The sequence below is a fragment of the Sphaerochaeta associata genome, from assembly GCF_022869165.1.
In the GTDB taxonomy this organism is placed as follows: Bacteria; Spirochaetota; Spirochaetia; order Sphaerochaetales; family Sphaerochaetaceae; genus Sphaerochaeta; species Sphaerochaeta associata.
This window is the reverse complement of the sequence record NZ_CP094929.1, coordinates 727,593-742,021: the sequence shown is the minus strand read 5'-3', so window position 1 is coordinate 742,021 and position 14,429 is coordinate 727,593. Positions and strand designations below refer to the sequence as shown.

Genomic DNA, 14,429 nt, shown 5'->3' with positions numbered 1-14,429 from the left:
ACCCAAACCCGGTATCAGACCGTCTTACCCCGCACTATTCAGCACAAGTACAACCGCCATTACCAGAAGCAATATGTAAACCAGAACTGAAATGATTTCTCGATTGATCTTCCTGTATAGTTTTAGTCCGAACAATCCCGCAATCAGTGCCGCTGTCACCGATGCCCCTATGTGGGGAGCAACGGCAGCAGTAATATTCTTATAAACAATCAGGTGCATGAGAGAAGAGTAGAGCCCTGCCAGCAAGAAGCTGAACTCAAGGCTAGCCTTCATATGGAGGGTATCGTCGCAGACGTTGATGTAGTACAGCATGAGAAATGGACCTACCACATTGAACATGCCTGCCGAAAGACCCGTCAGCAGGCCTGCAATAGCGGCGATATACCACTTACCCGAAACACCTTTCCCCATTCGTTTTGCCACAAACGAGATACCAGTTACTACAACAAGTAAAGAAGCCAAAATAAATCGTAAAATATGCTCATCAAACGTGTTCAACAGGAACAGCCCGACATAGATGGTGGCAAAACAGCTCAACACCGGAAGTGCTATGGTGGATAGCTTCAAATTAGCTCTCAGTTTCAGCGACATCTGCAGCCCGATGGCAACAATCGTCACGGCTGATATGGCAGAACAACTGGCCATCGGCAGAAACAAAGCCATCAGCGGCATCGCAACCAATGCATACCCAAAGCCTGTACCAGCTTGTACGAAGGCAGAGAGAAAGTTCACTCCCGATACGAGTGCTACTTGGGTGTAAAGCGTCATTGACACCTCACCACCACCTTATTTGCTCAGTTACATGATTTCTGATTTTTATGAATTCCGGATCAGAAACCTTACGTGGCCTAGGGAGGTCAACCTTGACTTCCTCTCGAATTTTTGCCGGCTTGTTGGTAAGAATGAGAACCCTCTCAGCGAGGTATACAGCTTCTTCAATATTATGCGTAATGAAAACCACTGTAGTCCCCATCTCTTTCCAAAGGCGAATGACTTCATCTTCCAAATAGAAGCGAAGTTTAATGTCCATTTGCCCATACGGTTCATCCATTAAAAGCAAGTCTGGCTGCATGGCAAAAGCTCGTCCAATAATAATTCTCTGCGCAGTTGAGACAGAAAGTTGGTGTGGATACCGATCACGGAACTCCTCAAGCCCGAGCAGCTTGATCATATTTTCCACGCGCCTGTCGATTTCATCCTTGGGAAGCTTCTTTATTTCCATACCAAAACGAAGGTTTTTCTCTACCGTAAGCCATGGCATTGCCGAGGGCTCTTGGAATACTACTGAGAGATTATGCTTCTTCGGATCTGCAGGCTCACCATCAATATACAATTCACCCCTTGTCGGCATGTAGATTCTTGTCAGTAAGTTGAGAAAGGTGGTCTTGCCGCATCCTGTAGGACCGACTACACACAAGAACTCACCCTTCTTGATATTGAAGGAGACATCATCCAGCACATGGAGGTCACCAAAGTATTTAGTCAGGTGCTCTACCTTGACCTTGTATTCTTCACTCATTATGTGCCACCCCCTTACAGTGCAAGATCAGTGTTTTCTGATATTTCAGTTCTAAATCGAAGGAACTCAGGATCCATCAGGTCCCTTGGACGGCCAAGCGGAGAAAGGTCATATACCTGCTTGACTTTAGCAGGGCAATTGCTCAAGAGAATGACTCGGTCAGCTAGGAATACAGCTTCCTCAATGTTGTTGGTAACGAAGATTACCGTTCGCTTCTCTTCTTTCCAAATTCTTAAAACCTCTTCTTCCATTGCATAACGGGTCTGAGCATCGAGTGCTCCAAACGGTTCATCCATAATGAGGATTTCCGGATTGTTGGTATACGCTCTGGCAATTCCAACACGCTGCTTCATACCACCAGACAACTCATGGGGATACGAATGCTCGAACCCTGTCAGCCTGACTAAATCGATATACTTTTGTGCGATTGCACGACGCTTCATTTTTTCCATGCCAGCCAATTCGAGCCCAAACTCTACATTCCCCATTACTGTACGCCAAGGCATCAGATTGAGGGATTGAAAGACCATACCAATCCGTCGATCGTTTCCATGGATCTCCTCCCCTTTGAGAAAGATTTGACCCTCAATCGGTTTCTCAATCCCGGCGATGACATTCATGAGCACGGTTTTCCCACAGTGCCCCGGGCCGAGAACGACGAGAAACTCATTGTCATAAACATCTAGAGAAACGTTTTCAACAGCAGGCTTTACTTCATCCTTTACGACGAAGCTTTGACTGATATTTCTCAAACTAAGGATTACTTGCTTTTTCTTGTCCATGGACATATCAACCTTTCAATAAACTGAGTTACGATTGCCAAAATTGCACCAACGATTCCAATTGCGATCATGCCTGTGAGAACCAAAGGCATATCAATTGAATCCATACCGCGCGAGATAAGAAATCCTACACCCGAGTCGGCTCCCAACATTTCTGCCGCGAGAACCACCATCCAGGCTGCACTTGTGGATGTTCTAACTCCTGCAAAGATTGCATCGAGGGAAGAAGGGATGGCAATCTTAAGCAAAGTCTGCGTCGGAGTGGCATTAAAGACTGTTCCTACGTTCAAGTACATGCTATCCACAGCGCTGAGTCCGGCTTTAACGTTTACTACAATGGAAGCAAGTGAACCAAAAATTACTATCAAAATTTTTGGGAACTCACCGATTCCAAACCAGAGAGTGATGAGAGGAATCCAAGCCAAAGGCGGTACAGCTCGGAAGGCATCGAACAAAGGAGAGAAAAATGCTCTGGGTTTAGGGAACCATCCAATGAGAATGCCAAACATGATTCCAAACGTCCAATCGAATGCCAATGCGATCCCAATTCGTCTGAGACTGACCAAAGCATGCATAATTAGATTCATTTTTTTTACAGGTCTTGTGAATAGCCTTATAGTTCTGTCCCAAACCGCAGTTGGAGTGGGAAACCCAGAACCGACTGCAGCATTAAAATCCCTTGAGGCAAGAAGCCAAAGGCCGGCTAAGAGCAGGATTGATATGACAGGAAGTATCTTGTAAAGAATCTCAAGGCGCCGCTCCCTGATTTCAGCCTGACTCAAATTAGAAGTATTGATTTTACTCATAATTTTTTCCATCCCATCAACAATTCCTCAAACTTTGAGATGATTGCCGAGATTGCTACCCCTAGAAGGCCAATCACCACAATACCCAATATGACCAGGTCGACTCTTCCATATGAGCGACCCATAAGAATCATGTATCCAAGCCCACTTGAAGCAGCCAGCATTTCTGCTGCCACCAAGGTGGCCCATGCATTTCCGATGGCAACCTTGATTCCAGCAAAAGCCATTGTCAACGATGAAGGAATACCAACCTTCCAAAAAACAGTAAAATAGGATGCCCCAAAGGTTTTTCCAACGTTTTTCAGCACTTCCTTTGTCTGCCTGATACCTGTATATGAGTTGATAAGGCAGGGAACAAATGCAGCGAAGAACACAATGAAAGATTTTGCCTTGAGTCCGATACCCATCCATACAATGGAAAGAGGAATCCAAGATACGGGAGGAATTGGGCGAATGATCTCAAATATCGGACGCATAAAAGCATCGAATCCTTTGTACCAGCCCATGAGCCAACCCAATGGAATTCCAATCACAATCGCTAAACCGAATCCGGAAAGAGCAATCAGTAAACTAGACCATACATTCACCAACAGTACAGCTCCATCAGGATTGGGATCAGTGAACTTAAGAATGAATAACTGAAATACCTCAAGCACACTACAAAGTTTTTTGCTATCAACCCAACCGGTAAGCACTACCGCTTCCCAAATCAAGAAGAAAGACAAGATCCCAATCACGGCAAGCATCACATCCCGTATTTGGGTTTGCTTCCTTTTTGTTTGCACATAGGCTACACGTTCTTCGTTTGTCATCAATTCAGGTGACTCACTCATCTCGCATACCTCCTTTATCAGATTCACTCTTTCCACTGCCACATTCATCAAAAAAAAAGTGAATACCTGATGATTCACCCTTATGTGGATTGAATGCACATATACCATATTCTGCCTCCCCGCAAAGGGGAGACAGATCAACTCTAATCTTATTTTCCGAGCATAGCCTTGACTGCGAGAGCTACTTCATTCGTTACACGTCTCTCATCAAGAATCTTGTTCCTGTCAGCCATGGTGTACTTGCCTTCACTTACGAAGAAGTCAAATCCACTCATGATATCCTGCTCAATCTGCAGTAGATTGCGCTTGGTATAGCGGCCGGCAGCGTCCGGGCTTTCCTTGGTGAAGATTTCAATGTATTCATCCACGGTATTTCCGCGATACCACTCCATGGTTTTTCTTGCAACATCTTCAGTGGCAAGGAACCCTTCTTCTTCACAGTGCTCGAAGTACCATTGTGCGGACTGCTCAAGATTCGCCGGGGATTCGTATACCCATTCAACAGCCTTGTGGAATACAGCCGTTGCAACCGTAATCAGCTCCTTATTGCTTGCAAGGAACTTTTTCTGTGCGAAGGTTGCACAGGGGAACGGAAGATTAAGCTTGCCCGAGTCAGTAACACGATAGAAACCATATGCGTCAGCAGCAAGCGCAATTGCATTCCAGCAAACCAACACGTCACCGGTACCGCCATTGAAAGCCGTCAAACTGTTTGCATTGTCCATGTTGACGGAAACGACATCGGTAAGACTAAGTCCAATAGTTTTCAGATACTGAGCCAGAACAGCCTGTGCAGTGGTGCCGGTGGGATATACACAGGTGACTCCCTTCCAGTTTGCGGGATTCTTGGGATCTGCAGCAATTTTCGAACCTGGTCGAGCAAAAATTGCCATATTCTCTTCGTAATCGTTGACATCCATCAACGTGAGGTTATCGTACTTGGCCAAGCCCAGAGCTATACCACCAAGTCCACAGGATGCGATGTCCCAAGCAGCATTTGCTTCCATCATAGCTGGTCCGTTGGTGAATGCAGTGTACTCAACATCGATATTGAGTGCATCAAAAACACCAAGATTGTCAGCAAACAAGTATGGATAGGACAACGGAGATCCTGTGAAGAAGCCAATGCGCAGTTTCTGCGGTGTATCAAAGGGTTTGAGTCCCCATGTCATGTCCTCAGTTGATGCAGCAACGGCTTTCTTCGTTTCTTGAGCCCCACCTGCAAATGCAAGATTCGCGATGAGCAAAAATGCCAGAAGAACCACTACGAGTTTTTTCATTTCTTTCTCCTTTTTCGAACAGCACATATGTATCAATCAGTCATGGAATATGCCCACAACTCATTTGCTCACGTTATCCAAACAAGTTACCAAACTAATGGTTAACTTTTGGTTCTTTTTTGTCACATCTTGGTGAAAGTATAGGGTCAGTTCCTACACTTGTAAATCTTTTTTTGCTGTATCTTATTCATTTTTCTTCTATACAGGTGACAAAAAGTAGGTTGAAGTAGTTACCTTTTGTACACCATACCAACCTATCCTTTGGAGTTTTTCATGAAATATCGCATATAGAAAAGGCAATAAACCCTATTAAGTATTTTACTTATGCTATTTAGTAGAACAATCTTTCCAAAACACGGGAACCTTGCAATAACAATTTGAAACTTAGTGCGATTACCTTTTCATCATTTCATTGCCAATTCAACCTGTTGATGATAAACTTGCTAAGAAATATAACCATATCATTATCAAGTGGTTAACTTTTGGTTAACTCAGAAAGCAGGTACATCATGAAAGAAGATAGACTAGTAAAAATGGAAGAATACATTCGGGATAAGAAATCAGTCTCCCTGGATGAACTTTGCGCGGCCTTTGATGTATCGAAAAATACCGTCAGAAGAGATGTTACGGCGATTTGTGAACGCTCGGACATACAGAAAATCTACGGAGGAGTAAGTGTTCAATACAACCGCATACCTCCCCCATTCACCGAGCGATCATCGGTCAACACGGAAGTCAAGCGTCGGATTGGCAAGCATGCAGCCTCAATGGTAGAAGATGGAGATGTTATCTTCGTTGATGCGGGAACCACCACCTGCCAATTGATTGATTTCTTGGGCGATCGCAAGAATGTGACGATCATCACTCATTCGTTGGACGTAATCACCCGTGCCTTTGCATACCCGAACCTTACCGTAATAGCCATTTCAGGAACACTCAATCGTCTCACCTATTCGTTTACCGGGCAGACTGGTTCGGACATCCTCAAGGAGTACAACATACGGAAGGCCTTCATGGCTTCTACCGGGCTTACCGTCCAGAACGGAGCCACCCAAGCCGCACCGTACGAATTCGCCATCAAGGAAGCTGCAGCAAAAAAGAGTGATTTGGTATACCTGATGATTGAAAGCCAAAAAATCGGGAGAGTCTGCCTGCTGACCTATTGCACGATAGACAGAATCAACGCAGTCATCACGGAGAAGATGCCGAATGCAGATTTTATGGAAAAGTATTCTGCTGTTGGCGGACGTGTCTTCTGTTCTTAGTCGTAAAACGCCTATTCGGATTATGGAACGATTTGCTTACGTCCAAGGAAAGGAACAGCTTCCGAGTTTCTGCCAGAAGCGATTGAAAAGGCGAGGATCCATGCTCAGGAATGCTTCTCGCATTTTACATACCTACAAGTGTTGAAATATCGCTTAAATTGCTTATACGACAGTCACGATCCATTAATTCAGTTATTTGTTCTTATTTGTATTTACATTTTTAATTAGTTTTTACTTTTATACATAATATTTTATTTGACAAATCAATATTCTCATTCTAGTATTTACAAAGAATCATATTCCGCAAGCAATACAGGACAAATCCGAATATTAGCCCAAAGTGTGAAAAGATTTCAAAATGTATCAGGAGTGGAAATCCAGACTGGTTGGAATTTCTGGAGCAATGAAGAATGTAATGTAATTACATTAGTTTCCAACTAAAGCAAGATATCGCATAGGTAATGTATTTCGTAACGGTAGTGGTGCTGTTAATTTATGAATATCTATGTTTTATGGGATTCCCACATTGTGAGGTAGTGAATGAAGCAATACAAAGCATTGATTTTCGACTTTGACATGACACTTGCCGACTCAGCAAAAGTCATAGCGGAATTGCTCAATGTTAGTGCCAACGATTTCGGGTATCCATCAATGAGTTTCAAGGATGTCCTTCCGGTGATTGGGAATACCCATGAAGTGATGTTGTCTCATGTAACCGGAGAGAACAATCCACAAAACATTCTGAACATGCGAACGCACTATAGACAGCTCTGCCGTACACGAATGGCACAGAAAACCGAGATTTTCCCCGATGTTCCCGCTTGCCTGGAAAATATTGCAGGAAAAGGGATAAAGATCGGCCTGCTCTCTTTGAAACTTCGTGATGTTTTGATGCAGTCTTTGGTGAAGTACAATCTGGCAAAATATTTCAGTGCAGTGGTGGGGTGCGAGGATGTTGCAGCGCCAAAACCCGATCCCTCCGGGCTTTTTACAGTGCTAAAGGTTTTAGACGTCGGCCCTCAGGATGCCCTGTATATAGGTGACAGCCTGGTGGATGAAGGCGCTGCAAAGGCAGCCGGAGTCGATTTCTCAGCCATGCTTCGCGGCGGGACAACCAAAGAGCAGTTCGACCATACCTTTGTCAAACATTTCTACAGCTCTGCAAAAGAGCTGTCAAACGATATAGATACTATGGCTATGGCTTTGTAGGACAGGAGTTGTTATGAAAGAGAAGAAACGAAGTCGGCTTTTCAAGCGGCATGAAGAAGATGAGGTTCTGGAAATCAAGGTAGCCGCCACATTGGAAGGCAATACAAAACCTCAGTCATTCTACATTGCCAAAACAATACAAGATGTACTGGCTTTAGGGTTGGGGTTTTTCACCTTATATACCTGCTTTACCGGTTTGTTGACGGATGTAATCCAAAGAAGCTTCTTTCTTGCGTTTGTTATGCCTATGGTTTTTCTGAATGCATTCACGAAGAAACGGAAAGAATACGGACCGATCATGAAATCTACCGGCGTCTTGTTCGCCGTTCTCTCAGGCCTTGTCTATACGTTTACGGCATTCAACTACACGAAAATGGGAACAACCTATGGGGCCTTCCCCCCCTTGTATCTCATCGTTGCAACGCTTGGGGTTCTCTTGGTGCTTGAAGCTGCCAGAAGAATCATGGGGCCAGCAATCACGATAATTGCAGGGGTATTCATAGTGTATGCACTTTTCGGAAAGTATTTACCTGGATCACTTTGGAATAGAGGGTACTCCTGGACGAGAATTGTTAAAACGCTTTACGTAAGCTCTGCCGGTGTTTTCAGCACTCCGCTGGGGACAGCTTCGACGATCATCATCATGTTCGTTATCTTTGGTGCTTTCTTGGAAGCAACACGTGGTTCTGAACTTTTCATGGACATTGCCTTCGCCCTTACCGGAAAAAGTATCGGAGGTCCTGCAAAAGCTGCAGTAGTTTCGAGTGCTCTCGTTGGTTGCATCAGCGGCAGTGCATCCGCCAATGTCGCTACCACAGGTGTTTTCACGATTCCACTCATGAAAAAAGCCGGCTATTCCCCCGAATATGCAGGAGCTGTTGAGGCGGTTGCTTCAACTGGCAGTCAGATCATGCCCCCGATTATGGGATCAGCTGCATTCATCATCGCTGAAACTTTGGGCATACCCTTCAAGGCGATTATTGCCGCTGCCATTATTCCCGCCCTTCTCTATTATATATCCGTGTACTTCTCGATTCACTACGAGTCCAGCAAACGGGGTCTCACCGGTATGGATGCAAAAGATATCCCCGATGCCCGCAAGACACTTCGCAAATATGGGCTTTCAATCATACCGTTGTTTGTGCTGATAGCGATGATTGTAATGGGATATGGTGCAATGTACACTGCCCTGTTCGCCACCTCATTTGCCATAGCGCTTTCCTTCGTGAACAAGAACACCCGTATGAGTTTCAAAACCATCGTGTATTCACTGATAAAGGGGTGCAAGGGTGTCATGAGCATTGCGACCGCCTGTGCTGCAGCAGGGTGTGTTATTGGCATAATATCGCTTACAGGGCTCGGACTGAAACTGAGTTCGCTTATTATAAGCATTTCAGGAGGGCGATTAATCGTCGTACTTCTGCTGACTGAAGTGGCTCTTTTCGTATTGGGAATGGGTCTTCCGACTGCACCGGCCTACATGCTCGTTGCAGTATTGGTTGCTCCGGCTTTGACTCAATTAGGAGTCCCTGAGCTTGCAGCACATATGTTTGTGTTCTACGGAGCCTGTCTATCCTCAATCACCCCACCGGTGGCGATGGCTGCCTATACGGCTGCGGGTATTGCAAATGCAAGTCCTATAAAAATTGGAATGCTAGCCGTGAAACTGGCAATCGTAACGTACATCGCACCTATCTTTTTCGTATATTCACCGGAATTAATCGGCATCGGTACACCATCACAAATCATTCTTGCTTTCATCTCGGGTGTTATCGGATGCTTCGGCTTAAGCATAGGTATTGTAGGGTATTTCAAAACCAAACTACATCCACTCATGAGAGTCCTGACCATAGGTGCCGGGCTTATGTGCATATACCCAGGTATTTGGACTGATTCAGTAGGCTACACAATCATCATTGGCATTGGACTAGTCAACTTGATCATGGCCAGAAGAAATCGCCTCAAACAGCTTGCTTGATCAATAGATCAGACGATAGTAGAAAAAAGGAGAAAGAAAATGAGAAAAGTCCTATGTGTATTGTTGATGCTCTGCGTTACACTGTCGGTATTTGCTGCAGGGTCAAAGGAGGCGGCCCCCCAGGCTGAACCAGCAGGAGAATTCAAGGGATTGACTACGAAGACTACCATTTCATTGGCAGCAAACCCAATCGGACAGTCTTCTTATCAGCAAGCCGCTCAAATCTCTGAAATAATCAATAGTAGTGGCAGCAACCTCACAGTGGTTGCAGAGGCTACCAATGGGTATGCAGAGAATGTTGGCCTGGTCGCCCAAGGTGATGTTGAGATTGCTTTCACCAATAACCTGATGCTCTCCGATGGGTATTATGCGAAAGGTGACTACACTGGTCTGGAAGCGGAAAAGTGCCTTGGTGTGATTTCACTGTCCTGCAACAAGACTCACGTCATCGTTTTGAAAAACTCTCCGATTACCGAAGTTTCCTATGCAATGTTCAAAGGAAAGAAAATTGGAATCGGACAAGTTGGTGGGACATCCAGGTTCGATGCGCTGGCTCTGATGGCCGCTCTCGGACTCAAACCTGGAGAGTACACAGGTATCGAGGTAAAGGGGGCGGAGCAGACAGAGATGATGAAAAATGGCCAGCTTGATGTATTCATTTGGAATGGTAAGGCTCCGATTGCTACCGTTCTTGACTTGCTCGCTTCCAAAGATTGCGTATTCCTTGACATTCCCAGTGCTATTGTTAAGAAGATCATTGAGAATTCAAATGGGGCATATACAGAGCAGGTCTTGGATAAGTCTTATTACGACCATCTCGACCGCGATGTAAAAACCTTTGGAAACAATGCTGTTTTGTTTGCTAATGCCGATGTCCCTGAAGCTGTTGTCTATGAGTTCATCAAGCGATTCTACGAGAATCTTGATGCCCTTAAGAACGTCAATAAAGGTTTCAAGGAAATCGTTCCAGAAAAGATGCTGGAGGGTATCAGCGTACCGCTCCATAAGGGTGCATTACGCTACTATAACGAAATCGGACTCCCAGGCATTGCAGCTTTCAACTAAATGGTTACGTACTCCCAGGCAGATAATTGCCTGGGAGTTTTACTTGGAATTGGAGTAGTGTACTTCTTACGCCTTCCTCGGATCAGCAAGAAATCAATGGCACAGATTATTCTTCCATCGTACTGTCAATAAGAAAGAATGAATCTTCGATAGGGTTTTCACCAATTTGGCATCAAGCTTAACAAAAATCGCAGAATTCGCGAATTGTATTTACAAAAGTAACATTCTGCTATAGTTTTCAAATTATCAATTCCTCTACATTGTGAATGCTTTTGGAGCGGAGAGAATACGATGACAGAGTATATGAATGGCAGTCCCCAGTACCTGAAAATCTATGATGATATTCGCAAGAAAATCAAAGATGGGCGGTTGGCTCCCGGAATGAAGTTAAGCACCGAGCAGGAGATTGCAACTCAATTTGGAGTAAGCAGGCCAACCGTCAGACAAGCCCTACTTGAACTTGAACGCGAGGGATTGTTGGAAAGATATAGAGGAAAAGGTACCTTCATTACCAATTCTGAGCAAAAATCTTCCGACCCGCATGCAAATGTGACAATCGGTATCATAGTACCGAGACTTGCAGACATTTTTATCGGGAAAATAATCACGGGAGTCCAAGAGGTTCTTGAAAAGAAGGGGTACACGATATCCGTGCATCTGACAAACGATAACATTGAAAAAGAGCAAGAAATAATTGAGTCCTTGATTGAGCGCCAGGTCGAAGGTTTGATTATCCACCCCACTGCTGCATCCATGTACAATCCAGCGATTTTCAAACTCATCGAGAAGCATATTCCATTCGTTATGACCGGCAGATATTATAAATATGCACCATGCAACTCCGTGGAAATGGACAACCGAAAAGGGGCATATGAAGCTGTTCAATACCTTTATGAGAAAGGGCATCGAAAAATTGGATTGGTATCCAAACCCTCGCTAACAAAGACTTCAATCGAACACAGAATCGAGGGTTTTTTCCAGGCGTGCAGAGACTTGGATATACCGGTGCATCTAAAGAATATCTTTCTTGATTTAGTCGATACCCGTTCGTTGTATTGGGCTGAGCAGACTACCGAAGAAAAGACATTCGTACACAACCAGATTCATGAGTATCTTGCAGCAGCAAAAGATGTCACTGCAATCATTGCATTGAATGACCTTATTGCCGCCGATCTCATCCATGTACTGGAAGAACTCGGGCGTAAACCTGGAGTGGATATCTCGGTCATAGGATTTGACAACGTGAACTTTGCAAATCAATTGAAGCCCCCGCTTGCTTCAGTGGAGACCCCCACTTTTGAATTAGGAAGAAAGGCTGCGGAGCTCCTTATTCAGCTTATTAGTGATCGCTCACACCCGGTTGAACATATTCTGCTTCCTTCAAAGCTGGTAGTCAGAGGATCTATATCAGAATGTTCTACACTGCAATAGGTGTCATACCGTACTTTCTCAGGATTTCGACCATGCGGCAATCGATACCAACCTCCTCCCTTGACCTCCCCCCTTCATTCTTTTAGGATAAGAACCGCTGGATCTGGAAAAACGGAACGGGGTGTGATTCCCCGGCGGTCCCGCCACTGTAATCGATGATGAACGCAGATATGCCATTGTCCGCTTCGGATGAGAAGGCCTGTCAGTAAAAAGAGTCGTAAGCCAGGAGACGTTTCCAGATATCAATTCTTCGTGGAAAAAGAGACAGCACCCAGGACACGAGTATACCCTCGGTATAAACTCCCCCTTTCCATGAAGTATTGCACCCAGACACCACTTTCTGGAGGCCCTTCATGCAGAAGCGCGGAATCTTCTCTCTGGTCCTGTTGCTCGCTCTCTCAAATCTCTTCGCAGCACAAGACATCACCGACCTTGGAACAGCCTATGAACTGGTCATAGCTGAGACTTCACTTGCCGAAGCTGAAACAAACACAGCATCCTCGGTATCTGTCATCACCAAAGAACAGATAGCAGTCTATAATGCCCAAACAACGGCAGAGCTCGTAGGAAAGGCAATCGGAGTTTCATTTAACTCAGTAGGCAGCTTGGGGTCGCTGCAAAATGTCGTCATCCGTGGCGCCACCTCTTCCAAGAACCTCGTCTACCTTGATGGAGTATTGCTCTCCTCGGCTCATGAGGGGACTGTCGATCTCTCCATTATTCCCGTCTCCATTATTGAGCGCATAGAAATAGTAAAAAGCGGACCGGGAAACCTTGGCAGAACCAATGCCATCGGGGGTATGGTGAACATCATCACCAAGAATGGGCAGAAAAGTGATACACCATTTGCACTTACCTTCGAGAATGGTTCCTTTCTTCCCCAACCCTATGGTGCAGCAGACTCACGCAATTGGCTCTCCTTGGTAGACAGCCAGAAGCTCGATTTCTCCTACACCAACAATGAACTTGTTGCCACAGTAGGAGGACTTGCCGCTCAAAATGCGTACACATACAGCAATGGGTCAACTCGTAGTCTCAGAGACAATGCCCAAGTCTACGAAGCTCATGGAGCAGTTAACTACAACCGTGCGTTCTCTGATTCTTTGCAGTTCAACACACAAAACTTCGCTGTGTACAAGAATCTCGGAGTACCTGGATCCGCAACAAATAGTACTCCCAATAATTTCATGAAGGATGTTTTTGTCAGCAGTACCAATACCATTAACGTTGCCGAACCTAATAAATTCATAGAAAACATTTCCACTCTTTTACATTACGCATTTGGACAGACGTACAATCATGATGTGGGGTCTGGAGACAGCACCCACAACAAATACAATGCATCTGCAAAAGTGGAAGGAGTCTGGAACCTTGACCAGCAGTATGCACTCCAGACAGACCTTCTCTATAGTCTCGATTACGTCGACAGCACCGATGTAGGCCAAAAAACCCGCCATGCCATCTCGACATCGGCCCATGGCAGTCTCTACCTCTTGGATGGAACGCTTTCTCTGCATCCCAGCTTGAACATCGCCTACCTAAGTGACTTGAATGCTCTCTCACCCAATGTTTCTCTGGGATCAATCTATACACCGATGAGGAATTTTGATTTCAAGGCAACCATCAGTTACGCGGAGAGAAATCCAACCTTCTCTGAATTGTATTGGCCTTTCACCGATTATACCGATTATGGATATTGGGGAACATTTCAAGGTAATCCAAATCTCAAGCCCGAAAAAGGTTTTAATGGAGATTTCGGAATCACTTACAAACAAAGGAACCTTTCATACGAGGCAACGCTTTTTGGCAGAAACATCTCTAATGCAATAGATAGCGGAGTCAGTATGCCAATAAACATCTCTCACAGTGTCTACCTCGGGACCGAACAATCCCTCAATCTAGAACTCTCTAAAATCTTCAACATCCAAGCCAGCTACCTCTACAACAAGAGCTTCGACCTCTCTGCAGGGAAGACCTTCTCTGACAATGTTGAGGTAACGGGAATCAGAAAACATACCGTCAAAGGCTCACTGTTCTTCACCCTCGACCGCTTTGAAAGTGTCATCAGTGGAGAGTACTTGGGGAAATCGAGCACCCTCGACAGTGCACTCCTGCTCAATCTCAGTGTCACCATGCAGGTCAGCAAAGCTTTGAAAGCCTACCTTGCCGTGGACAACCTGCTAAACACCGATTACGAACTGGTTTCCGGCTATCCTATGCCGGGTACAAAGATTCGCCTCGGCGGTACCTTACGGTTTTAG

General features: G+C 45.1%; 12 protein-coding genes and 1 riboswitch. Of the genes, 6 read left to right on the top strand and 6 right to left on the bottom strand.

The window, feature by feature from the left end:
* Nucleotides 1-24 precede the first annotated feature (24 nt).
* The 6 genes from MUG09_RS03390 to MUG09_RS03365 all read right to left on the bottom strand — a co-directional run bounded on the left by MUG09_RS03390 (nt 25) and on the right by MUG09_RS03365 (nt 5,220).
* Nucleotides 25-768: a sulfite exporter TauE/SafE family protein gene (locus MUG09_RS03390; RefSeq protein WP_244775351.1), complete on the bottom strand. Its 744-nt coding sequence runs from the start codon at nt 766-768 to the stop codon at nt 25-27.
* A gap of 7 nt (nt 769-775) precedes the next feature.
* Entirely contained in the window at nt 776-1,519 is a 744-nt protein-coding gene (locus tag MUG09_RS03385; protein WP_244773564.1) for an ABC transporter ATP-binding protein, read from the bottom strand.
* A 14-nt stretch (nt 1,520-1,533) separates the two neighbouring features.
* Entirely contained in the window at nt 1,534-2,301 is a 768-nt protein-coding gene (locus tag MUG09_RS03380) for an ABC transporter ATP-binding protein (RefSeq protein WP_244773562.1), read from the bottom strand.
* Complete coding sequence (locus tag MUG09_RS03375; RefSeq protein WP_244773561.1) at nt 2,280-3,107, bottom strand: ABC transporter permease; 828 nt, start codon at nt 3,105-3,107, stop codon at nt 2,280-2,282. Before MUG09_RS03375 ends, MUG09_RS03380 begins: the two co-directional genes overlap by 22 nt.
* Entirely contained in the window at nt 3,104-3,940 is an 837-nt protein-coding gene (locus tag MUG09_RS03370) for an ABC transporter permease (protein WP_244773560.1), read from the bottom strand. Before MUG09_RS03370 ends, MUG09_RS03375 begins: the two co-directional genes overlap by 4 nt.
* A gap of 149 nt (nt 3,941-4,089) precedes the next feature.
* Nucleotides 4,090-5,220 carry an ABC transporter substrate-binding protein gene (locus MUG09_RS03365; RefSeq protein ID WP_244773559.1) on the bottom strand — a complete coding sequence of 377 codons (1,131 nt, stop codon included), beginning with the start codon at nt 5,218-5,220 and terminating at the stop codon, nt 4,090-4,092.
* 533 nt (nt 5,221-5,753) lie between these two features.
* On the opposite strand from MUG09_RS03365, the gene MUG09_RS03360 reads away from it, so the two are divergent.
* The 6 genes from MUG09_RS03360 (at nt 5,754) to MUG09_RS03335 (ending at nt 14,429) form a co-directional block, all read left to right on the top strand.
* Nucleotides 5,754-6,485, top strand: a complete 732-nt coding sequence (locus MUG09_RS03360) for a DeoR/GlpR family DNA-binding transcription regulator (protein ID WP_244773553.1) — start codon at nt 5,754-5,756, stop codon at nt 6,483-6,485.
* Between the two features lie 540 nt (nt 6,486-7,025).
* On the top strand, nt 7,026-7,694 hold the full coding sequence (locus MUG09_RS03355; protein WP_244773551.1) for an HAD family hydrolase: 669 nt from the start codon (nt 7,026-7,028) through the stop codon (nt 7,692-7,694).
* Nucleotides 7,695-7,707: 13 nt separating this feature from the next.
* Nucleotides 7,708-9,672 (top strand): TRAP transporter permease, encoded by a 1,965-nt coding sequence (locus MUG09_RS03350; RefSeq protein ID WP_244773549.1) that lies wholly within the window; start codon nt 7,708-7,710, stop codon nt 9,670-9,672.
* Nucleotides 9,673-9,711: 39 nt separating this feature from the next.
* Complete coding sequence (locus MUG09_RS03345) at nt 9,712-10,737, top strand: TAXI family TRAP transporter solute-binding subunit (protein ID WP_244773547.1); 1,026 nt, start codon at nt 9,712-9,714, stop codon at nt 10,735-10,737.
* A gap of 291 nt (nt 10,738-11,028) precedes the next feature.
* Nucleotides 11,029-12,168, top strand: coding sequence for a GntR family transcriptional regulator (locus MUG09_RS03340; protein WP_244773545.1), 1,140 nt, complete (start codon nt 11,029-11,031; stop codon nt 12,166-12,168).
* A 73-nt stretch (nt 12,169-12,241) separates the two neighbouring features.
* Nucleotides 12,242-12,421, top strand: a riboswitch (cobalamin riboswitch).
* A gap of 100 nt (nt 12,422-12,521) precedes the next feature.
* Nucleotides 12,522-14,429, top strand: a complete 1,908-nt coding sequence (locus tag MUG09_RS03335) for a TonB-dependent receptor plug domain-containing protein (RefSeq protein WP_244773543.1) — start codon at nt 12,522-12,524, stop codon at nt 14,427-14,429.

Bases quoted from the DNA above. Each gene is read 5' to 3' on its own strand.
- MUG09_RS03360 (WP_244773553.1), top strand. From the start codon at position 5,754: ATGGAAGAATACATTCGGGATAAGAAATCAGTCTCCCTGGATGAACTT.
- MUG09_RS03345 (WP_244773547.1), top strand. From the start codon at position 9,712: ATGAGAAAAGTCCTATGTGTATTGTTGATGCTCTGCGTTACACTGTCG.
- MUG09_RS03385 (WP_244773564.1), bottom strand. From the start codon at position 1,519: ATGAGTGAAGAATACAAGGTCAAGGTAGAGCACCTGACTAAATACTTT.
- MUG09_RS03350 (WP_244773549.1), top strand. From the start codon at position 7,708: ATGAAAGAGAAGAAACGAAGTCGGCTTTTCAAGCGGCATGAAGAAGAT.
- MUG09_RS03390 (WP_244775351.1), bottom strand. From the start codon at position 768: ATGACGCTTTACACCCAAGTAGCACTCGTATCGGGAGTGAACTTTCTC.
- MUG09_RS03375 (WP_244773561.1), bottom strand. From the start codon at position 3,107: ATGAGTAAAATCAATACTTCTAATTTGAGTCAGGCTGAAATCAGGGAG.
- MUG09_RS03365 (WP_244773559.1), bottom strand. From the start codon at position 5,220: ATGAAAAAACTCGTAGTGGTTCTTCTGGCATTTTTGCTCATCGCGAAT.
- MUG09_RS03370 (WP_244773560.1), bottom strand. From the start codon at position 3,940: ATGAGTGAGTCACCTGAATTGATGACAAACGAAGAACGTGTAGCCTAT.
- MUG09_RS03335 (WP_244773543.1), top strand. From the start codon at position 12,522: ATGCAGAAGCGCGGAATCTTCTCTCTGGTCCTGTTGCTCGCTCTCTCA.
- MUG09_RS03340 (WP_244773545.1), top strand. From the start codon at position 11,029: ATGACAGAGTATATGAATGGCAGTCCCCAGTACCTGAAAATCTATGAT.
- MUG09_RS03355 (WP_244773551.1), top strand. From the start codon at position 7,026: ATGAAGCAATACAAAGCATTGATTTTCGACTTTGACATGACACTTGCC.
- MUG09_RS03380 (WP_244773562.1), bottom strand. From the start codon at position 2,301: ATGGACAAGAAAAAGCAAGTAATCCTTAGTTTGAGAAATATCAGTCAA.